At 69.9% G+C, this 21933-nt stretch carries 15 protein-coding genes; 13 read left to right on the top strand and 2 right to left on the bottom strand.

Annotated elements, in window-relative coordinates:
• Window positions 1-6 precede the first annotated feature (6 nt).
• The 7 genes from ABZZ74_RS29040 (at window position 7) to ABZZ74_RS29010 (ending at window position 9852) form a co-directional block, all read left to right on the top strand.
• Window positions 7-1041 (top strand): ABC transporter permease subunit, encoded by a 1035-nt coding sequence (locus ABZZ74_RS29040; protein ID WP_356769847.1) that lies wholly within the window; start codon window positions 7-9, stop codon window positions 1039-1041.
• Window positions 1038-1973 carry a carbohydrate ABC transporter permease gene (locus ABZZ74_RS29035; protein WP_356769845.1) on the top strand — a complete coding sequence of 312 codons (936 nt, stop codon included), beginning with the start codon at window positions 1038-1040 and terminating at the stop codon, window positions 1971-1973. Before ABZZ74_RS29040 ends, ABZZ74_RS29035 begins: the two co-directional genes overlap by 4 nt.
• Window positions 1974-2127: 154 nt before the next feature.
• Complete coding sequence (locus tag ABZZ74_RS29030; RefSeq protein ID WP_356769843.1) at window positions 2128-4335, top strand: 1,4-beta-glucanase; 2208 nt, start codon at window positions 2128-2130, stop codon at window positions 4333-4335.
• Window positions 4335-6305, top strand: coding sequence for a beta-galactosidase (locus tag ABZZ74_RS29025; protein ID WP_356769841.1), 1971 nt, complete (start codon window positions 4335-4337; stop codon window positions 6303-6305). The genes ABZZ74_RS29030 and ABZZ74_RS29025 overlap by 1 nt, the downstream gene beginning before the upstream one ends.
• On the top strand, window positions 6302-8497 hold the full coding sequence (locus tag ABZZ74_RS29020) for a glycoside hydrolase N-terminal domain-containing protein (protein ID WP_356769839.1): 2196 nt from the start codon (window positions 6302-6304) through the stop codon (window positions 8495-8497). The genes ABZZ74_RS29025 and ABZZ74_RS29020 overlap by 4 nt, the downstream gene beginning before the upstream one ends.
• Before the next feature lie 37 nt (window positions 8498-8534).
• Complete coding sequence (locus ABZZ74_RS29015; protein WP_356769837.1) at window positions 8535-9248, top strand: hypothetical protein; 714 nt, start codon at window positions 8535-8537, stop codon at window positions 9246-9248.
• Window positions 9249-9282: 34 nt separating this feature from the next.
• Window positions 9283-9852 (top strand): chorismate mutase, encoded by a 570-nt coding sequence (locus ABZZ74_RS29010; RefSeq protein ID WP_356769835.1) that lies wholly within the window; start codon window positions 9283-9285, stop codon window positions 9850-9852.
• A gap of 26 nt (window positions 9853-9878) precedes the next feature.
• On the opposite strand, the gene ABZZ74_RS29005 is transcribed toward ABZZ74_RS29010, so the two are convergent.
• Together ABZZ74_RS29005 and ABZZ74_RS29000 are read right to left on the bottom strand one after the other, a co-directional pair.
• The gene (locus ABZZ74_RS29005) at window positions 9879-11936 is read right to left on the bottom strand and encodes a TIM-barrel domain-containing protein (RefSeq protein ID WP_356769833.1); all 2058 of its coding nucleotides are present in this window, start codon (window positions 11934-11936) and stop codon (window positions 9879-9881) included.
• Between the two features lie 55 nt (window positions 11937-11991).
• Entirely contained in the window at window positions 11992-13011 is a 1020-nt protein-coding gene (locus ABZZ74_RS29000) for a LacI family DNA-binding transcriptional regulator (RefSeq protein ID WP_133047415.1), read from the bottom strand.
• A gap of 293 nt (window positions 13012-13304) precedes the next feature.
• Between ABZZ74_RS29000 and ABZZ74_RS28995 the strand changes: the two genes are divergently transcribed.
• The 6 genes from ABZZ74_RS28995 (at window position 13305) to ABZZ74_RS28970 (ending at window position 21933) form a co-directional block, all read left to right on the top strand.
• On the top strand, window positions 13305-15236 hold the full coding sequence (locus tag ABZZ74_RS28995; RefSeq protein WP_356769830.1) for an acyl-CoA dehydrogenase family protein: 1932 nt from the start codon (window positions 13305-13307) through the stop codon (window positions 15234-15236).
• Window positions 15237-15364: 128 nt separating this feature from the next.
• Window positions 15365-16627: a 1-deoxy-D-xylulose-5-phosphate reductoisomerase gene (gene dxr, locus ABZZ74_RS28990; RefSeq protein WP_356769828.1), complete on the top strand. Its 1263-nt coding sequence runs from the start codon at window positions 15365-15367 to the stop codon at window positions 16625-16627.
• 8 nt (window positions 16628-16635) lie between these two features.
• A complete protein-coding gene (locus tag ABZZ74_RS28985; protein WP_356769939.1) occupies window positions 16636-17928 on the top strand; it encodes a site-2 protease family protein in 1293 nt (430 codons plus the stop codon).
• A 167-nt stretch (window positions 17929-18095) separates the two neighbouring features.
• Entirely contained in the window at window positions 18096-19253 is a 1158-nt protein-coding gene (gene ispG / locus ABZZ74_RS28980; protein WP_356769826.1) for a flavodoxin-dependent (E)-4-hydroxy-3-methylbut-2-enyl-diphosphate synthase, read from the top strand.
• A 296-nt stretch (window positions 19254-19549) separates the two neighbouring features.
• Window positions 19550-20584: a LacI family DNA-binding transcriptional regulator gene (locus ABZZ74_RS28975; protein WP_356769824.1), complete on the top strand. Its 1035-nt coding sequence runs from the start codon at window positions 19550-19552 to the stop codon at window positions 20582-20584.
• Between the two features lie 179 nt (window positions 20585-20763).
• A complete protein-coding gene (locus tag ABZZ74_RS28970; protein WP_356769823.1) occupies window positions 20764-21933 on the top strand; it encodes an extracellular solute-binding protein in 1170 nt (389 codons plus the stop codon).

Genomic DNA, 21933 nt, shown 5'->3' with positions numbered 1-21933 from the left:
ACCGCCGTGTCCCACAGCACGGTGCCTCGGAGCGGTGCCGAGGCCAGCATGCTCGAGAAGACCCCGGTGGCGGCCGCTGACGCCACCGGATCCAGGGAGAAGCGACGTCCGGGGAAACTGAGCCTGCGCCTCAGGTTCCGGCGCGACCGCGTCCTGCTCCTCATGACGCTGCCGGCCGTCGTGCTGCTCCTGGTCTTCAACTACCTGCCGATCCTCGGCAACATCGTCGCCTTCCAGGACTACGACCCCTACGTCAGCGACAACGGCATCGTCTCCATCCTGCACAGCCCCTTCGTGGGACTGGAGAACTTCCAGCAGGTCTTCGGGGACTCCGCGTTCTGGAGCGCCGTAGAGAACACGCTGGTGCTGTTCATCGTCCAGCTCGTGCTGTTCTTCCCCATCCCGATCCTGCTCGCGCTGCTCATCAACAGCCTTGTCCGGCCCCGGGTACGCGCCGTGGCACAGGCCGTCCTCTATCTGCCGCACTTCTTCTCCTGGGTCCTGGTCATCGCCGTCTTCCAGCAGATGTTCGGCGGCGCGGGCATGCTCTCGCAGCTGCTGCGGCAACACGGCTACAACGGCTTCGACATCATGACCGACCCGAACACCTTCCCCCTTCTGGTCACCGCCCAGAGTGTCTGGAAGGACGCCGGGTGGGGGATCATCGTCTTCCTCGCCGCGCTCGCCTCGGTTCCCCCGGACCTGTACGAAGCCGCCGCGATGGACGGTGCCGGCCGCTGGCGCCGGATGTGGCACGTCACGCTCCCCGCCCTGCGCCCGGTGATCGCCCTGCTTCTCGTGCTGCGTGTCGGCGACGCCCTGACCGTCGGGTTCGAACAGATCCTGCTCCAACGCGATGCCGTCGGACCGGACGCGGGTGAGGTCCTCGACACGTTCGTGTGGTGGAACGGCGTACGCAACCAGGACTTCGGCTACGCGGCCGCCGCCGGTCTGATCAAGGGCGTGGTCAGCATCGGCCTGGTCCTCACCGCGAACAAGGTGGCCCATCTCATGGGCGAGCAGGGGGTGTACAAGAAATGACCACCGTCATCGACAAACCAGTGAGCAAGCCGAACCGGTGGGCCGCAGCCGAGCGCCCGGCGTGGGAGGAGGAGCCCTCGAAGGCCGGCCTCGCGGGCAAGGGGCTGGTCCTGTCGTTCGCCTGCCTGGCGGTCCTCTTCCCGCTGTGGATCGTGGTCGTCACCAGCCTCTCCTCGCGCAAGACCATCGACGAGGCGGGCGGTCTGGTGATCGTGCCCAAGGGGATCACCTTCATCGCCTACCAGGAACTGCTCAGCGGCGGTCAGGTCACCCGGGCCACGATGGTCAGCGTTCTCGTCACCCTCGTCGGCACGCTGTTCTCCATGGCGGTGTCCGTGCTGTGCGCCTACGGCCTGTCCCGCAGCGGCTCGCTCGCCCACCGCGGGATTCTCATGACACTGCTGGCGACCATGTTCTTCAGCGCCGGCCTCATCCCCACCTATCTGCTGGTGCAGTCCGTCGGCCTGACGGACTCCTACCTCGCGCTGATCCTGCCGAGCGCGGTGAGCGTCTTCAACATCCTGGTCCTGCGCGGGTTCTTCATGGGGATCTCGCAGGAACTCATCGACAGCGCGCGCATCGACGGGGCCGGGGACTTCCGGATCCTGTGGACGATCGTGATGCCGCTGTCACGAGCCGTCCTCGCGGTGATCACGCTCTTCTACGCCGTCGGGTACTGGAGTGCCTGGTTCAACGCCTCGCTCTACCTGAACGACCAGGACAAGATGCCGTTGCAGAACGTCATGATCCAGCTTGTGCAGAGGCAGCAGCAGCCGGTCGGGCTGGGGCAGGCCATCAGGACCGGTCAGCTGTCCGGGCTTGCCATCCAGATGGCGGTCATGGTGATGGCGCTGCTGCCGGTGGCTGTGTTGTCGCCGTTCGTGCAGCGGCATTTCAAGAAGGGCATGTTGACCGGAGCGGTGAAGGGGTGACCGGCGCCCACTGAAGTGGGGGCTGTTGTCTGACGGCGGCTGCGGGTTCGTCGTGGCTGGTCGCGCCCACGCGGCGGAGCCGCACATCGATACAGCCCCGCGCCCCCTTGGGCGCGCTCTCCAGACCGTCGACAAGCAGAACGAGGTATGTGTCATGTTCGCGTCCCGTATGAGTCGTCGGGCCGTTCTCGCCGGTACCGCCGCCGCTGCCGCGGTACCGCTCCTCTCCGGCCGTGCGCAAGCTGCCGGAGCCGGCGCCACTGCCCCCTCCTACCGCTGGCGCAACGCCGTTGTCGGCGGGACCGGGTTCGTCACCGGTGTGTTGTTCCATCCGTCGGTCCGCGGTCTCGCCTACGCCCGTACCGACATCGGCGGGGCCTACCGCTGGGACGATCGCGCCGCACGCTGGATCCCCCTCATCGATCACATCGGGTGGGACGACTGGAATCTGCTGGGCGTCGAGGCGATCGCCGTCGATCCCGTTCACCCGGAGCGGCTTTATCTCGCTCTCGGTACCTACACGCAGTCCTGGGCAGGCAACGGCACCGTCCTGCGGTCCGAGGACAGGGGCGCGACCTGGAGCCGCAGCGACCTGACCGTGAAGCTCGGTGCCAACGAGGACGGGCGGGGGGCGGGGGAGCGGTTGCTCGTCGATCCGCGGGACAGTGACGTGCTGTGGCTGGGGACGCGGCACGACGGGCTTCTGAAGTCCACTGACCGTGGCGCGACCTGGGCGGCCGTCAGCGCCTTCCCGGGCATCCCGAATGCGGGCGGTCAGGGCGTGACCCTGCTCGTCGCCGTCGGGCGCTGCGTCTACGCCGGGTGGGGAGACGGAGACGGCTCCTCCCCGAACCTCTTCCGGACCGCCGACGGCAGCACGTGGGAAGCCGTGCCCCATCAGCCCTCCGGCGCGTCCGCCAAGGTGCCGATCCGGGCCGCGTACGACTGCCACGCCCGTGAGTTGTACGTGACGTACGCCGACGCGCCCGGGCCCAACGGGCAGGCGAACGGCAGTGTGCACAAGCTCGCCACCTCCAGCGGGAAGTGGACCGAGGTCACCCCCGTGAAGCCCGGCGGGACCGCCGGCGACGGGTCCGCCGACACCTTCGGGTACGGCGGTGTCGCCGTCGACGCCCGTCGTCCCGGGACCGTCGTCGTCTCCACCAACAACCGGTGGGCGGCCGTGGACACCCTGTACCGGACCACCGACGGCGGCCGCAGCTGGACGTCCCTCAAGGACGAGGCGGTCCTCGACGTCTCCGAAACCCCCTTTCTCACGTTCGGCGCCGAGCAGCCGAAGTTCGGCTGGTGGATCCAGGCCGTCGCCGTCGATCCGTACGACTCCCGGCATGTCGTGTACGGCACCGGCGCGACGCTCTACGGCACACGGGACCTCGTCCACTGGGCCCCGCGGATCCGGGGCCTGGAGGAGACGTCCGTGCGTCAGCTGATCTCGCCCCCGGTCGGGGAGGCGCATCTGATCAGCGGGTCCGGGGACATCGGCGTGCTGTACCACGAGCGGCTCACCGCCTCGCCCTCCCGCGGCATGGCGACGAACCCCGTGTTCGGGTCGGCGACGGGACTCGCGCAGGCCGCGGGCAGGCCGGCGTACGTGGTGCGCACCGGCTGGGGTGACAACGGCAACGGCGCGTACTCGAACGACGGCGGACGCACCTGGGCGCCCTTCGCGGGCCAGCCCTCCATCGCGCACGACGCACCGGGGCCGATCGCCACCAACGCCGACGGCAGTGTGCTGCTGTGGTCCTTCGTGCACTGGGACGGCACGAAGTACCCCGCCCACCGCTCGGCGGACAACGGCACGACCTGGACCGAGATCTCCTCCTTCCCGAAGGGCGCCACGCCGGTCGCCGACCCGGCCGACCCGACGCTCTTCTACGCGTACGACACCGATACAGGAACGCTACTCGCCAGCACTGACAGTGGCCGTTCGTTCACCGTCCGTGCGACCGGGCTGCCCTCCGGCGACAGTCAGTTCAAGGTGGTCGCGGCGCCCGGGCGCTCCGGTGACCTGTGGCTGAGCGCCAAGGGGAACGGGCTTTTCCGGTCCGTCGACGGCGGGGCCACCTTCGCGAAGGTCGACAGCTGCTGGGCCTCGTACACCCTCGGCTTCGGCAAGGCCGCCGACGGGGCGGACTACCCGGCGGTCTATCAAGTGGGTTCGACCGAGAGCAGCACCGCCGTCTACCGCTCCGACGACGGTGCCAGGACCTGGGTGCGGATCAATGACGACCGGCATCAGTGGGGGTACATCGGAGACGTCATCGTCGGTGACCCCCGGATCCACGGGCGGGTCTACCTCGCCACCAACGGGCGGGGGATCCAGTACGGGGAGCCCGTCTGATGCCGGGGCTCGGTGACGCCACCCGGGGCCGCATCCTCTTCGGCGGCGACTACAACCCGGAGCAGTGGCCCGAGGAGACCTGGCACGAGGACGTCCGGCTGATGAAGGACGCCGGCGTCAACTCGGTCACCCTCGGCGTCTTCTCCTGGTCGAAGCTCGAACCCCGGCCGGGGGAGCGGGACTTCGGCTGGCTGGACCGGTTGATGGACCTCCTGCACGACAACGGCATCGGTGTCGTCCTCGCGACCCCGACCTCCTCGCCGCCGCCCTGGCTGGGACACCTCCACCCCGAGACCCTGCCCCGTGACGAGGACGGCCGTGTCGAGTGGTGGGGCGGACGGCAGCACTTCTCGCACTCCAGCGCCGTCTACCGCCGCTACGCCGCCGCCATCACCGAGGACCTCGCCGCCCGCTACGGCGGCCACCCCGCCCTCACCATGTGGCACATCAACAACGAGTACTGCACCTATGACTGGGGCGACGAGGCCGCCGCCCGCTTCCGCGACTGGCTGCGGACGAGGTACGGCACGCTCGCCGCCCTCAACTCCGCCTGGGGCACCGCCTTCTGGAGCCAGGGATACGGGTCGTGGGAGGAGGTGCTGCCGCCGCGCCACGCCCACTATCTGAAGAACCCCGGGCAGGTGCTGGACTTCAAGCGGTTCACCTCCGACATGCTCCTGGAGTGCTACGTCGCCGAGCGGGACATCGTCCGCCGGCACTCCCCGGCCCACATCCCGGTCACCACCAACTTCATGCCGCTGTGGGCCGGACAGGACGCCTGGCGGTGGGCCGAGGAGGAGGACGTCGTCTCCGTCGACCTGTATCCCGACCCGCATGACCCGTTCGGCGCCCAACACGGCGCCCTCGTACAGGACATGACCCGCTCGCAGGCCCGGGGTCCCTGGATGCTGATGGAGCAGGCGGCCGGGCCGGTGAACTGGCGGGGCGTCAACCACCCCAAGCCGCGTGGACTCAACCGGCTGTGGTCCCTGCAGGCCGTCGCCCGCGGCGCCGACGCCGTCTGCCACTTCCAGTGGCGGCAGTCACGGCAGGGCGCGGAGAAGTTCCACTCCGGGATGGTCCCTCACGCGGGGGAGGAGGGGCGCACCTTCCAGGAGATCAAGCGGATCGGTGCCGAACTCGCGCGGCTCGGTGACCAGGTGGCGGGCAGTCACACCGACAGTGACATCGCGATTCTTCACGACTGGCACTCCTGGTGGGCCGCCTCCCACGAGGGCCGGCTCTCCACCAAGGTCGACCACCCGCAGCTCCTCACCGCCTGGCACCGGGCGCTCTGGCAGGCCCACCTCGCCACCGACTTCGCCCACCCCGAGCACGACCTCACCGGGTACCAGCTGGTCGTCGTCCCGCAGTCGTACGCCCTCACGGACGCGGCGATCGACAACCTCCTCTCGTACGTCCGCGGCGGCGGAACCCTCGTCTGCGGTTTCCTGAGCGGCGTCGCCGACCAGGACGACCGGGTGCGCGCCGGCGGCATGGACGCCCGGCTGCGCGCACTGCTCGGCATCCGCACGCTGCACGAGTGGTGGCCGCTGGACGAGGACGAGACGGTCGAGACCGACCGGTTCCACGGGACCCTGTGGTCGGAGGAGATCGACCCCGCCGAGGACGCCTCGGTGGAGGCCGTGTACAAGGGCGGGGAACTCGACGGCCTGCCCGCCGTGCTGCGCAACGGCCGTGCCTGGTACGTCTCCACGCTCCCCGAGCCGCACGCGCTGCGTGTCCTGCTCGCCGGGATCGCGGCCGGGGCGGGCGTCCGTCCCGTCCTCGACGGTCTGCCGGACCAGGTCGAGGCGGTCCGCCGCGGGGACCTGCTCTTCCTGCTCAACCACGGGCGGGAATCGGTGGCCGTGCCGGTGCCGGGCAGCTGTCAGGACCTGCTGACGGGGGTGAAAGTCGGGGGCGATGTCACGCTCGGCAGGTACGGCGTGGTGGTGTTGCGCCCATGACCATCACGCACGGTACCTGGGAACCCCGCCCCGCAGAACGCTGGGAGGAGGGCTTCCTCAGCGGCAACGGCCACCACGGCGCCCTCGTGTTCGGCGATCCGGACGACGAGCGGACCGTCGTCACCCATCACACCCTCGTCCGCCCGAACGGCGGGGAGAAGGCGCGCCCGCCCCGGCTCGCCGCGCAGCTCCCGCTGCTGAAGGACCGGTTGCTCGCGGGCGAGCTGCGCGCCGCCGAGGCCTTCACCGACGGCCGGGACCTGCAGTGGGTGCAGCCCTTCCATCCCGCCTTCCAGGTACGGCTGCGCAGGGCGTCCGGCGAGGAGCCGCACCTCTACCGCCGCTCGGTCGACTTCACGACCGGCGTCGTCGAGACGCAGTGCGGGGCCCGGCGCAGCCAGGTGTTCGTGTCGCGGGCCGACGACGTGATCGTCCAGTACACAAGCGGCGGCGACCTCGACGTCGCCCTGGACCACCGCCTCCCCGGCGCGCCCCACGGGCTCGCCGTCGGGGACGGTGCCGTGCTCACCCCCGAGGGCGCCCTGCTCACGCTGCGGGTCCGCTACCCCGGCAGCGAAACGGCGTACACCGGGCTCACCCTCGTCGTGGCCGAGGGCGGCCGCACGGCGCTCGCGCCGCCCGGGGTCCGGATCACCGGCGCCGGGTCGGTGCTGCTGTTGACCCGGGTCCTGCGGCACACCGGTGAGCTGGACACCACCCCGCACGCCCGCGCCCTGCGCGACACGCTGCCGGACGCCGCGGACCCGTACACCGTCCTCCTGGACCGTCACACCGTCCTGCACCGCACAGCCTACGAGCGCGTGACGCTCGACCTCGGCGCCGATCCCGCCGAACGCGCGCTGCCGGGGTCGGAGTTGCTGTCCCTTCCCGACAGCCCCGCCCTGCTGGAGCGTCTCTTCGCCGCCGGCCGCTACCACCTGCTTTCCGCGAGCGGCATCAACCCACCCCGGCTGACCGGGCTGTGGACCGGCGACTGGGACACCGGCTGGTCCGGCGCCTTCACCAACGACGCCAACCTCAACCTCCAGACCGCGTCCGCGGCGGGCGCCGCGCTGCCCGAAGTGACGCGGGCCCACGCCTCGCTGATCCACCGTCAGCTCGCGGACTGGGCGGTCAACGCCCGTACGGTCTTCGGCGCCTGGGGCGTGGTCGCGCCCGCCCACACCGACGGCGAGTCGGGGCTGTCGTACCACTTCAGCCGTGAGTACCCGCTGCATCTGTGGACGGCCGGCGCCGACTGGCTGCTCAAGCCGCTCGTCGACCACGACGAGACCGAGGGCTCCCGCGACCCGCACACCGCCCACGCCCTCGGCCAGGTGGCCACCTTCTACGAGGACTTCCTCGACCGGGTCGACGAGGACGGCCATCTCGTCGTGGTCCCCTCCTACTCGCCCGAGAACCGGCCCGCGAACGGGAGCTGGGGCGCCATCAACGCGGCGATGGACCTCTCGGCCGCCCGGCACGCCCTGCTCACCGCCGCCGACTACCACCCCGGCACCCCGGAGGCCGACCGGTGGCGTGCCCTCGCCGAGCGGCTGCCCCCGCACCGGATCAACACGGACGGCGCCCTCGCCGAATGGGCCTGGCCCGGCCTCGACGACTCCTACGACCACCGCCATCTCAGCCATCTCTACGGCGTCTGGCCGCTCGACGAGATCAACCCCTACGACACCCCGGACCTCGCGGCGGCCGCTCACCGCGCCCTCGAACTGCGCGGCGCCGAGAACGACTCCGCGCACGGCCATCTGCACCACGCCCTGATCGCCGCCCGCCTGCGCGACGGGGAACGGGTCGCCCACGCCCTCGGCCAGGTCCTGGGGGGCGACTTCTTCCACACCTCTCTGATGAGCGCGCACTACCCCAACCGGGACGTCTACAACGCCGACGCCGCGCACACCCTGCCCGCGGTGCTCCTGGAGATGCTCGTCCAGTCCACCCCGGACCGTCTGGTCCTGCTGCCCGCCCTCCCGACCGCCTGCCCGACGGGCCAACTCCTCGGTTTCCGGACCCGGTTCGGAGCCGATCTCGACCTCACCTGGAACCCCGAGGAAGCGACCGCGGTGATCCGCCCCACCCGGACCCACCGCGTCGAACTCCGGACTTCCTCCGGCGCGCGACCGCTCGACCTCGTCGCCGGAGAAGACCACGTCCTCACCCTGGGGGCGTGGTAACTCCCCGCAATTTCCCCCCACCCATGGAAGGGACACCATGGCACACAGCACCCTGCGCACGGTCACCATGGCCGTGCTGGCCCCGGCGATGGCCCTCGGCGCCACCGTCGGCCTCGCGTCCGCCCCCGCCTCCGCCGCCGTCTGGAGCTCCTGCGACCAGTGGGGCAACACCACGCTGAACGGCTACACGCTCTACAACAACATCTGGGGCTCCGGCGCCGGCAGCCAGTGCATCTGGGCCAACTCCGGCACCAACTGGGGCGTCAACGCCAACCACCCCAACACCGGCGGCATCAAGTCCTACCCCAACGCCAAGAAGGTGATCAACAAGTCGATCACCTCGCTCGCCTCGCTCACCAGCAGCTACAACGTCTCGGTCCCGTCGTCCGGCGCCTACAACACGTCGTACGACATCTGGGACACCGGCTACAAGTACGAGATCATGCTCTGGGTCAACAAGACCGGCGCGGTGGGCCCGCTCGGCACCTCGCAGGGCACCGTCACGCTGGGCGGCCACACCTGGACCGTCTACAAGGGCAACAACGGCTCCAACGACGTCTTCTCCTTCGTCCGCACCTCGAACTCGACCGCCGGCACTGTCAACGTCCTGCCCATCCTGAAGTGGATCAAGGACACCAAGGGCTGGTTCGGCAACGTCACCATCGGGGATCTGCAGTTCGGCTTCGAGATCACGTCGTCCTCCGGTGGCCTGAACTTCACCGTCAACAGCGAGAGCGTCAGCAGCAGTTGACCCGAAGGTGGGCGGGCTGGGGTTTGATGAGCACATGCGCATCACCACCCCCCTGAGCGCCACAGCGATCGCCGCCGCCGCGCTGCTCGCCCTGCCGGGCACCGCGACGGCGGCCCCCACGTCCTCACCGCTGCTTCCCGTGGTCTCCCTGGCCGCCGAACGCGTCGCCACCGCCGACCTGGTGGCCGCCGCCAAGTGGGGCACCGACAGCCCCATCGACGACCCGGCCCGAGAGCAGCAGGTCCTTGACACGGCTGCCGCGCAGGCCCAGCGGATCGGCGCCGACCCCGACGAGATCCGCCGCGTCTTCCGCGACCAGATCGAGGCGAACAAGATCGTCCAGCGGACCCTCTACGCCCGCTGGACGGCCCACCCGGACCAGGCGCCGACCACGAAGCCGGACCTGAACGTCGTCCGCCAGACCATCAACCGCATCAACACCGACCTGGTCCAGGCCGTCGCCGACTCCACCCCGCAGCGCGGCGGGGCGCTCTGTCGTCCCGAGCTCGCGGTGGCGGTCACCGAGGTCTCCTACGAAAAGCACGCGGACTTCCTGCACACGGGGGCCCTGGTTCGGTCCCTGGCCTCCGTGTGCCGTAACTGACCCTCGGGGATCCGGCCACGCCGGTCTCAGGGGCGCGGCGACTCCTCCGCAGCGATCGGAAGCCGCGCCCCGTCCCGCAGGAACAGCGGGATACGGTCCAACGGCGCGTCGACCGTCACGGACGAACCGCCCTCGTACACCTCGCCCGTCCACGCGTCCGTCCACGTCGACCCCGCCGGCAGATACGTGCTGCGGGTGGTCGCGCCCGCCTCCAGCACAGGGGCCACCAGCAGGTCCCGTCCGAACAGATAGGCGTCGTCGACCGACCAGGCCGCCGGATCCTCCGGGAACTCCAGGAACAGGGGCCGCATCACCGGCAGTCCCTCCTCGTGCGCCTCCCGCATGACCTCCAGCACGTACGGCCTCAGACGCTCACGCAGACGCAGATACCGCTCCAGGATCGCGCCCGCCTCCTCCCCGTACGACCAGGCCTCGTTCGGACCGCCGGTCATCTGCGGGCCGAGCGGCATCGCCGGGTCACGGAAGCCGTGCAGGCGCATCAGCGGGGACAACGCCCCGAACTGGAACCAGCGCACCATGACCTCGCGGTACGCCGGGTCGTCGGGATCGCCGCCGTGGAAGCCGCCGATGTCCGTGTTCCACCAGGGGATGCCGGACAGCGCGGTGTTCAGCCCCGCCGCGATCTGCCGCCGCAGCGTCGGGAAGTCCGTGCCGATGTCCCCGGACCACAGGGCCGCGCCGTAGCGCTGACTGCCCGCCCACGCCGAGCGGTTGAGGGTGAGGACCTCCTCGCCCTCGGCCTGCAGACCCTCGTGGAACGTCCGGGAGTTCTCGGCCGGGTAGATGTTGCCGACCTCCAGCCCCGGACCCGCCCAGTACCGCAGGTTCTCCTGGAAACCCGGCTTCAGCTCGGGCTCACAGGCGTCCAGCCAGAACGCCGTGATGCCGTACGGACGCAGGTAGTTGTCCCGCACCCTCGACCACACGAACTCCCGCGCCTGAGGGTTCGTCGCGTCGTAGAAGGCCACCTGGACGGTCGACGCGACCCCCTTGTCCGGCCAGTCGGCGTGCGCCATCGGCCCGTACTGCGTGCCGATGAAGTAGCCGCGCTGCTCCATCACCGGATGGTTCTCGCTGAGCGGCGACACCGACGGCCACACGCTGACCACCAACTTGATGCCCAGCTCGTCCAGTTCACGGACCATCGCCGCCGGGTCCGGCCACTCGGCCGGGTCGAACCTCCACTCGCCGAGGTGCGTCCAGTGGAAGAAGTCGCACACGATCGCGGAGATCGGCAGCCCCCGCCGCTTGTACTCCCGTGCCACCTCAAGGAGTTCGTCCTGCGTCCGGTAGCGCAGCTTGCACTGCCAGAAGCCCGCCGCCCACTCCGGCAGCATCGGCGTCCGGCCCGTCACCGCGCTGTAGCGGCGCTGACCGTCGGCCGGACTCCCCGCGGTGATCCAGTAGTCGATCTGCCGGGCCGAGTCGGCCACCCACCGGGTGCCGTTCCCTGCCAGCTCCACCCGGCCGATCGCCGGGTTGTTCCACAGGAAGGTGTAGCCGCGGCTGGAGGACAGCACCGGGATGCCGACCTCGGCGTTGCGCTGCACCAGGTCCAGGACCAGCCCCTTCTGGTCGAAGCGGCCGTGCTGGTGCTGGCCCAGCCCGTACAGCCGCTCGTCGTCGTAGGCGGCGAAGCGCTGCTCGAGACGGTGGTGGCCGTTGCCCACGGCCGTGTACAGCCGCGACCCCGGCCACCAGAAATGGGCGCGCTCCTCGGCCAGCACCTCGGCGCCGTCCTCGGTGCGCAGGAAACGGAGCAGGCCCTCGGCGCTCACCTCGACGGTCAGCGCGCCGACGGTCAACCGCCCCTCCCCGTCACCGATCTTGACGCTGCTCTCGGTGGCCGGTGCCGCGTCGAGAAGCGCGCCCGGCAGCCCCTCGAGGACCGGCCCGCCGAGCCGGGCACGCACCCGGACCGCGTCCGGACCCCACGGCTCGACGCGCAGGGTCTCCTGGCGGCCGCTCCACTCCAGCGCGCCGTCCCGCTCACGGAAGGTGCCGACGGTGGGCGACGACTGCGCGAGGCTGACCTGATGCCGCTGATCGGCGGGCTGGTTCACGAAGGGTGCTCCCGGAAGCTCGTGCGGGTGCCCTGCGGACACCCAGAAAACGGGGTCAGGAAGTACGGCCGGAAGGTGCCGGGCCGGTACTCGCCCGGACCGTCAACTCGGGTGCGATCAGCACCACTTCGTCCGTGCCCCGGCCGTCGAGCTTGGCGACCAGGTGCTCCACGGCGTACCGGCCCATCTCCTGCGCGGGGATGGCCACGGACGTCAGCCGCACCGAGGCCTGGACGGCGACCTGTTCCGGACAGACCGCCACCACGGACACGTCCTCGGGAACGGCACGGCCCTGCTGACGCAGCAGGGCGAGCAGGGGCTCCACCGCCGACTCGTTCTGCACGACGAACCCGGTGGTGCCCGGGCGCTCGTCCAGGATGCGGGCGAGCGTCACGGCCATCGCGTCGTACCCGCCCTCGCACGGCCGGTGCAGCAGCCGCACCCCCAACTCCCGGGCGCGCGAACGGAGTCCGTCCAGCGTGCGCTCCGCGAAACCGGTGTGCCGCTCGTAGACCGCCGGTGCCTCGCCTATGACAGCGATGTCACGGTGACCGAGCATCGCCAGATGCTCCACACACAGTGCGCCCGTCGCCCGGAAGTCCAGGTCCACGCAGGTCAGACCCGTCGTCTCGGCGGGCAGCCCGATCAGCACCGACGGCTGGTCGGTGCCGCGCAGCAACGGCAGCCGCTCGTCGTCGAGTTCGACGTCCATCAGGATCATCGCGTCCGCCAGCCCGCTGCCGGTGACCCGGCGGACGGCGTCCGGGCCCTCCTCGCCGGTCAGCAGCAGCACGTCGTACCCATGGGTGCGGGCCGTCGTGGCCACCGCGATGGCGATCTCCATCATCACCGGCACGTACATGTCGGTGCGCAGCGGGACCATCAGCGCGATGATGTTCGACCTGCTGCTGGCGAGCGCCCGGGCGCCCGCGTTCGGGTGGTAGCCGAGCTCGCGGATGCTCTGCTCGACCCGCTGCCGGGTGGTCGCGGAGATGGACCGCTTGCCGCTGAGGACATAGCTCACCGTGCTCGCCGAGACTCCGGCGTGCTGGGCGACCTCGGCGAGGGTGACCATCCAGCTCTCCAAGCGGTGTGAAGCGCTTCGACAGTGCGCATGACTGACAGGGGTGGGTGTGGGGGTGGTCCGACACTAGCTCTGCCGCCCCTGGGTGTCCATAGTCTGTCGAAGCGCTTCGACAGACTTCCTCACCCAAAGACGACAAACGTGGGATGTCAGCTTAGACACCCCTTCGGCCGAACGGTCGCGCGAAGGGTGGTGGGGTCGCCCGGTATCGGGTACATACGATCGGGTAGCACCCGTCGGTAACCAATACGCCCAAGATCCCCCTTCGCGACGAGGTGAGCCGCATGTCCGCCAGCCCCGCCAAGCCCATCGTCTCCGAACGTGAGGCCCGCCAGGTGGCCGAGGCGGCCCGGGAACAGGAATGGCGCAAGCCCAGCTTCGCCAAGGAACTGTTCCTCGGCCGCTTCCGCCTCGACCTGGTCCACCCCCACCCCACCCCCTCCACCGAGGCCGCCCAGCGCGGCGAGGAGTTCCTCGCCAAGCTCCGCGACTTCTGCGAGACCAAGGTCGACGGCGCCCTCATCGAACGCGAGGGCCGCATCCCCGACGAGGTCATCAACGGCCTCAAGGAGATCGGCGCCCTCGGCATGAAGATCGACACCAAGTACGGCGGCCTCGGCCTCACCCAGGTGTACTACAACAAGGCCCTCACCCTGGCGGGCTCCGCCTCCCCGGCCATCGGCGTACTGCTCTCCGCACATCAGTCGATCGGCGTACCGCAGCCGCTCAAGTTGTTCGGCACCCAGGAACAGAAGGAACAGTTCCTGCCCCGGTGCGCCCGCACCGACATCAGCGCCTTCCTTCTCACCGAACCGGACGTCGGCTCCGACCCCGCCCGCCTCGCCACCACCGCGGTACGCGACGGCGACGACTACGTCCTCGACGGCGTCAAACTCTGGACCACCAACGGCGTCGTCGCCGACCTCCTCGTCGTCATGGCCCGCGTCCCCAGGAGCGAGGGCCACAAGGGCGGCATCACCGCCTTCGTCGTCGAGACCAACTCGCCCGGCATCACCGTCGAGAACCGCAACGCCTTCATGGGCCTGCGCGGCATCGAGAACGGCGTCACCCGCTTCCACCAGGTCCGCGTCCCCGCCGCCAACCGCATCGGCCCCGAGGGCGCCGGCCTGAAGATCGCGCTCACCACCCTCAACACCGGCCGGCTCTCCCTCCCCGCCTCCTGCGTCGCCGCCGGCAAGTGGTGCCTGAAGATCGCCCGCGAATGGTCCGCCGCCCGCGAGCAGTGGGGCAAGCCGATCGCCCAGCACGAAGCCGTCAGCGCCAAGATCTCCTTCATCGCCGCCACCACCTTCGCCCTGGAGGCCGTACTCGACCTGTCCTCCCAGATGGCCGACGAGGACCGCAACGACATCCGCATCGAAGGCGCCCTCGCCAAGCTCTACGCCTCCGAGATGGGCTGGCTCATCGCCGACGAACTCGTCCAGATCCGCGGCGGCCGCGGCTTCGAGACGGCGGACTCCCTCCGGGCCCGCGGCGAACGCGCCGTCCCCGCCGAACAGGTCCTCCGCGACCTGCGCATCAACCGCATCTTCGAGGGCTCCACCGAGATCATGCACCTCCTCATCGCCCGCGAGGCGGTCGACGCCCACCTGTCCGTCGCCGGCGACCTCATCGACCCCGACAAGTCCCTCCAGGACAAGGCGAAAGCAGGCATGGGCGCGGGCGTCTTCTACGCCAAGTGGCTGCCGAAACTCGTCGCCGGCCCAGGCCAACTCCCCGCCTCCTACAGCGAGTTCAAGCGGGAGGTCGACCTCTCCGGACACCTGCGCTACGTAGAACGGCACGCCCGCAAGCTCGCCCGCGCCACCTTCTACGCCATGTCCCGCTGGCAGGGGAAGATGGAGACCAAACAGGGCTTCCTCGGCCGGATCGTCGACATCGGCGCCGAACTGTTCGCGATGAGCGCCGCCTGCGTCCGCGCCGAACTCCTGCGCAGCCAGGGCGACCACGGCCGCGAGGCCTACCAGCTCGCCGACGTCTTCTGCCGCCAGGCCCGCATCCGCGTCGAGGAACTCTTCAACCGGCTGTGGACCAACACCGACGACGTCGACCGCAAACTCGTCAAGGGCGTCATGTCCGGCACCTACGAATGGCTCGAACAGGGCATCGTCGACCCGTCCGGCGAAGGCCCCTGGATCGCCGAGGCCGCCCCCGGCCCCTCCGAGAAGGACAACGTCCACCGCCCCATCAGCTGACCGAAGGGACGAAGACGCTCGGGGCGAGCGTGACCGAAGAGACGAAGACGCGTCCCCCTCACCCCCCGTGCGGGGGACGAGGGGGACGCGCTGTCCTCACACACCGTCCTTACGGCCACAATGGAGGAATGAGCGACAGTCCATCCCCACTCGCTGACCCGCACCTCGTCTACGACCCCGTGGCGGGCAGCGGCCCGAAGGACGTGGTGATCCTCGGCTCCACCGGGTCGATCGGCACCCAGGCCATCGACCTCGTACGGCGCAACCCCGACCGCTTCCGGGTCACCGGCCTCTCCGCCAACGGCGGCCGCGTCGCCCTCCTCGCCGAGCAGGCGCACCAGCTCCGGGTACGGACCGTCGCGGTCGCCCGCGAGGACGTCGTACCCCAGCTGCGCGAGGCACTCACGAGCCTGTACGGCCCCGGCGATCCTCTCCCCGAGATCCTCGCCGGACCCGACGCGGCCACCCACCTCGCCGCCGCCGACTGCCACACCGTGCTCAACGGCATCACCGGCTCCATCGGACTCGCTCCCACCCTCGCCGCCCTGGAAGCCGGACGCACCCTCGCGCTCGCCAACAAGGAATCGCTCATCGTCGGCGGCCCCCTCGTCAAGGCCCTCGCCAAGCCCGGCCAGATCATCCCCGTCGACTCCGAACACGCCGCCCTCTTCCAGGCGCTGGCCTCCGGCACCCGGGCCGACGTACGCAAACTGGTCGTCACCGCATCCGGCGGCCCCTTCCGCGGCCGTACCAAGGCCGACCTCGCCCGGGTGACCGTCGAGGACGCCCTCGCCCACCCCACCTGGGCCATGGGCCCCGTCATCACGATTAACTCCGCGACCCTCGTCAACAAGGGGTTGGAGGTGATCGAGGCCCACCTCCTCTACGACATTCCCTTCAGCCGCATTGAGGTGGTCGTGCACCCCCAGTCGTATGTCCACTCGATGATTGAGTTCACGGACGGATCGACGATCGCCCAGGCGACACCCCCCGACATGCGCGGGCCCATCGCCATCGGCCTCGGCTGGCCCGAACGCGTCCCGGACGCGGCACCCGCCTTCGACTGGAGCAAGGCGTCGACATGGGAGTTCTTCCCCCTCGACAACGACGCCTTCCCCTCGGTGAACCTCGCCCGGCACGTCGGAGAACTCGCGGGCACCGCCCCCGCGGTGTTCAATGCGGCCAACGAGGAGAGCGTCGAGGCCTTCCGCACCGGCGCGCTCCCCTTCAACGGGATCATGGAAACCGTCACGCGAGTGGTCGAGGAACACGGCACACCGCGTACGGGAACCTCACTCACCGTGTCGGACGTCCTCGAAGCGGAGACCTGGGCACGAGCCCGGGCGAGGGAACTGACGCAGACCACGGCGACCGCGGAGGCGCGTGCATGACGACCCTGATGATGATCCTCGGCATAGTCGTCTTCGCGTTCGGCCTGCTGATCTCGATCGCGTGGCACGAGCTGGGGCACCTGTCCACGGCCAAACTCTTCGGCATCCGCGTGCCCCAGTACATGGTCGGCTTCGGCCCGACCATCTGGTCACGCAAGAAGGGCGAGACCGAGTACGGCATCAAGGCCGTCCCCTTCGGCGGCTACATCCGCATGATCGGCATGTTCCCGCCCGGCGACGACGGCAAGATCACCGCACGCTCCACCTCACCCTGGCGCGGCATGATCGAGGACGCCCGCTCCGCCGCCTTCGAGGAACTGCGCCCCGGCGACGAGACCCGCCTCTTCTACACCCGCGCCCCCTGGAAGCGGGTCATCGTGATGTTCGCGGGCCCCTTCATGAACCTGATCCTCGCCGTCGCCCTCTTCCTCACCGTCCTGATGGGCTTCGGCATCTCCCAGCAGACCACCACGGTCAGCTCCGTCTCCCAGTGCGTGATCGCCCAGAGCGAGAACCGCGACACCTGCAAGAAGGGCGACCCCGCCTCCCCGGCCGCCGCCGCGGGTCTCAAGCCCGGCGACAAGATCGTCTCCTTCGACGGCGTACGGACCGACGACTGGAACAAGCTGTCCGACCTGATCCGCTCCGACCCCGGCAAGCCCGTCGCGATCGTCGTCGACCGCCAGGGCAAGGAGGTCACCCTCCACGCCACCATCGCCACCAACCAGGTCGCCAAGAAGGACTCCAGCGGCCAGATCGTCCAGGGCAAGTACGTCAGCGCCGGCTTCCTCGGCTTCAGCGCCGCCACCGGCATCGTCAAGCAGGACTTCGGCCAGTCGTTGACCTGGATGGGCGACCGCGTCGGCGACGCCGTCGACTCCATCGCCGCCCTGCCCGGCAAGATCCCCGGCCTCTGGGACGCCGCGTTCGACGGCGGCAAGCGCGCCCCCGATTCCCCGATGGGCGTGGTCGGCGCGGCCCGCGTCGGCGGCGAGATCTTCACGCTGGACGTCCCGGCCACCCAGCAACTGGCGATGTTCGTCATGCTGGTCGCCGGCTTCAACCTCTCCCTGTTCCTCTTCAACATGCTCCCGCTGCTCCCCCTGGACGGCGGCCACATCGCGGGCGCCCTGTGGGAGTCCCTCCGCCGCAACCTGGCCCGCCTCCTGAAGCGCCCGGACCCGGGCCCCTTCGACGTGGCGAAGCTGATGCCGGTGGCTTATGTGGTGGCGGGGATCTTCGTCTGCTTCACGCTTCTGGTCCTGGTGGCGGACGTCGTTAACCCGGTGAAAATCACCTAGCCATGAGGAGTTCGCGGCGGCCCGGAGCCATCGGTTCCGGGCCGCCTTCGTTTGAGTGCGTTTAGGAGCGGGATGTGCTCGGGCCTGGGCGGGTGCCGTAATCTCGAAGCCTGGAGCCCGTTGTTCCGGGACCGGATCTTGATCCACGACTTGGGGTTGCACAGCAGATGACTGCGATTTCTCTCGGCATGCCGTCCGTTCCGACCAGGGTTGCCGAGCGTCGGAAGAGCCGGCAGATCCAGGTCGGGTCCGTGGCGGTGGGCGGTGACGCGCCCGTGTCCGTGCAGTCCATGACCACGACCCGTACCTCCGACGTCGGCGCGACCCTGCAGCAGATCGCCGAGCTGACGGCGTCCGGCTGCCAGATCGTGCGGGTGGCGTGCCCCACGCAGGACGACGCGGACGTGCTCGCGACGATCGCCCGCAAGTCGCAGATCCCGGTCATCGCCGACATCCACTTCCAGCCGAAGTACGTCTTCGCGGCGATCGAGGCCGGCTGCGCCGCGGTGCGGGTGAACCCCGGGAACATCAAGCAGTTCGACGACAAGGTCAAGGAGATCGCGCGGGCCGCCAAGGACCACGGCACGCCGATCCGGATCGGCGTCAACGCCGGCTCGCTCGACCGGCGGCTGCTGCAGAAGTACGGCAAGGCGACGCCCGAGGCGCTGGTGGAGTCCGCGCTGTGGGAGGCGTCGCTCTTCGAGGAGCACGACTTCCGGGACATCAAGATCTCGGTCAAGCACAACGACCCGGTCGTGATGATCGAGGCGTACAAGCAGCTCGCCGCGCAGTGTGATTACCCGCTGCATCTCGGGGTGACCGAGGCGGGGCCGGCGTTCCAGGGCACGATCAAGTCGGCGGTCGCCTTCGGCGCGCTGCTCTCGCAGGGCATCGGCGACACGATCCGGGTCTCGCTGAGCGCCCCTCCCGTCGAGGAGGTCAAGGTCGGCAACCAGATCCTGGAGTCCCTGAACCTCAAGCAGCGGGGCCTGGAGATCGTGTCGTGTCCGTCCTGCGGGCGCGCGCAGGTGGACGTGTACAAGCTCGCGGAGGAGGTCACGGCGGGGCTCACGGGGATGGAGGTTCCGCTTCGGGTGGCCGTCATGGGGTGTGTCGTCAACGGTCCGGGTGAGGCGCGTGAGGCAGACCTCGGCGTCGCGTCCGGCAACGGCAAGGGGCAGATCTTCGTCAAGGGCGAGGTCATCAAGACGGTCCCCGAGTCGAAGATCGTGGAGACCCTCATCGAGGAGGCCATGAAGCTGGCCGAGCAGATGGAGGAGGCCGGGGTCGCGTCGGGCGAGCCCGAGGTGTCGGTCAAGGGTTGATGCCCGGGGCGGCCCGTGGTCGGGCCTGCTGTCCTTCAGCCGTCCGCGGGTTTCGTCGTGGCTTGTCGCGCAGTTCCCCGCGCCCCTTCGGGGCGCGTCTGCCCGCACGGCCATCGTGGCGTCCCGCCTCGCCACGTCCTGCCATGGCCGAACCGCGCGTCCCCGCCCCGCCACCACCCGCATGGGATCTTCCCCACCCGGCTCCCCACCGCTAGCTTCTCCCCAGAAGCCGTCGTCGTCGAGAAAGCGCTCCCTCGGGCCTTCTCGGGACCGACCGGAGGGAGAGCCCGATGGCCATGGCGGAACCCCCGCGGGTGCGGGAACCCCGGTCGGCTCGGAGTGGCGGGCGGGCCAAACGCGTCACCATCGCGGATGTGGCCCGCGCGGCCGACGCCTCCGTGTCCACCGTCTCCCGGGTGCTCAACGGCATCGGGACCGTGGACCCGGTCCTCGCGGACCGGGTGCGGCTCGCCATCGAGGAGCTGGGGTACCGGCCGAGCGCGGCGGCCCAGGGGCTGGCCCGGGGGCGTTCGGGGAGTATCGGCGTGCTCGTGCCCGATCTCGCCAACCCGCACTTCAGCGACCTGATCAAGACCTTCTCCGCGAGCGCTCGGGAGCGTGGCGCGCGGGTCGTGGTCATGGACTCCGACGAGGATCCGGGCGTGGAGCGGGAGCTGGCCGAGGAGCTGATGCGGTACGCGGACGGGCTGCTGCTCGCCTCGCCCCGGATGCCGCGGCAGGAACTCGCCGCCCTCGTCGCGCGCGGGGTCCCGCTGCTCGTCGCCAACCGGCAGGAGCCCGGCCTCGCCCTGACCTCCGTGTGTGTGGACTTCTACCAGGGCCTGCTCGCGCTGTGCGGGCACCTCTCCCAGCTCGGCCACCGCAAGGTCGCCTACCTCGCCGGCCCTCAGGGTTCCTGGGCCAACAAGGAGCGGCTGCGGGCGCTCTCCGGTGCCCGGGCCTTCGGGCTGGAGGTGACCGTCCTGGCCTGCGGATCCACCACGGACGAGGGGTACGGCGCCGGGCCCGCCGTCGTCGACAGCGCCGCCACCGCGGTCGTCGCCTACAACGACTTCGTGGCCCTGGGGCTGCTGTCCCGGCTGACCGAGATGGGCGTACGGGTGCCCGGGGAGCTGTCCCTGACCGGCTTCGACGAGATCGATCTGGCCCGCTACTCCTCGCCGCCGCTGACCACGGTAGCGGTACCCCGCGGCGGTCTCGGCCGCGTGGCCGGCGACGCGCTCGCCCGGCTGATGGCGGGCGACGAAGGCATCGAATCGGTAACGCTCGCCGTTGAGCTGCGGGTTCGTGGTTCGTCCGGACCAATCTGAGCTCAGCGCCTTGACAGATCCGATGTCTCGCAGGACCTTGTTCGAGCACACGGACCGAGGAAGCGCTGTCTCATTGCCGGGCCCCCACCCGGCCGACGCCTGCAGGAGCCGCCGTGTTCCGAAAGCAGTACAGCTCCCGAGCTCGTCAAGCTCGTCGACACCACGCACCACGGCTCGCTGTGGCGGCTCTGCTGCTCATTGGTGCCGTTGCTGCCTGCGGGGCTCCCGACGACAAGTCATCCGATGACAAGGGGGCGGATCAGAAGATTCCCGCCAAGCCCTCCAAGCCGGTCGCCCTGGACATCCTCGATGTGGCGGGCAACCTCCAGCTCACCCAGGGGATGATCGAGGAGTTCCGCAAGGAGCATCCGGACATCGTCAGCAAGGTGACGTACGGCAAGGCCCCGGCGCCCGACCTCGCCGGAAAGATCAAGGCGCAGCAGCAGGCCGGCCGGGTCCAGATCGACCTGGTGCTCACCGGCACGGACGGACTCGCGGCCGGTCTCTCGCAGAACCTGTGGTCGGACCTCGCCGCCCACCAGGACGCGATCGGCAGTCCGGACTATCTCCCGCCGGCCGCCGACATGGCCAAGTTGGCACAGGGCAAGGGGCAGGCGATCGTCTACTACCCGTCCGGACCGCTCGTCGAGTACGACCCGGACAAGGTCAAGAGCCCGCCGAGGACCCCGCAGGAGCTGCTCGCCTGGGCCAAGGCCCACCCCAAGCGCTACCAGTACGCCGACCCCGCCAACTCCGGGCCCGGCCGCACCTGGCTGATGGGACTGCCGTACCTGCTCGGCGACAAGGACCCCAACGACCCCGAGCACGGCTGGGACAAGACCTGGGCCTATCTGAAGGAGCTCGACAAGTACGCGGCGCCGTACGCCTCCGGGACCACCGAGACGATGAAGAACCTCGCCTCCGGTCAGGTCGACATGATCCAGAGCACCACCGGCTGGTACATCAACCCGCGCGCCCTCGGCACCGTCCCGAAGAAGATGGCGGTCGCGCACTTCGACGACATGACGTGGGTGACCGACGCCCAGTACGCGGTCGTACCGAAGGGCGTGAGCGCGGACGTCATGTCCGCCGACCTCAACCTCATCAAGTGGATCCTGACGCCGAAGCAGCAGGCCAAGGCGTACGACGACGGCTACTTCTACCCGGGCCCGGCGGTGAAGGACGTACCGCTGTCGATGGCTCCCGCCAAGTCGCAGCAGACGATCGCCACGTACGGGAACAAGGACTTCGACTCCTGGATCGACCAGTTCCCGAAGAAGCCGTCCCTCCCGGCCCAGCAGCAGGTCACCGCTTTCGACCTGTGGAGCCGGAACGTGGCGGGCGGTTGA

Source organism: Streptomyces sp. NPDC006476, from assembly GCF_040612015.1.
Taxonomy (GTDB): domain Bacteria; phylum Actinomycetota; class Actinomycetes; order Streptomycetales; family Streptomycetaceae; genus Streptomyces; species Streptomyces griseorubiginosus_B.
The sequence above is the reverse complement of the archived record's forward strand: the minus strand, read 5'-3'. Positions and strand labels throughout refer to the sequence as shown.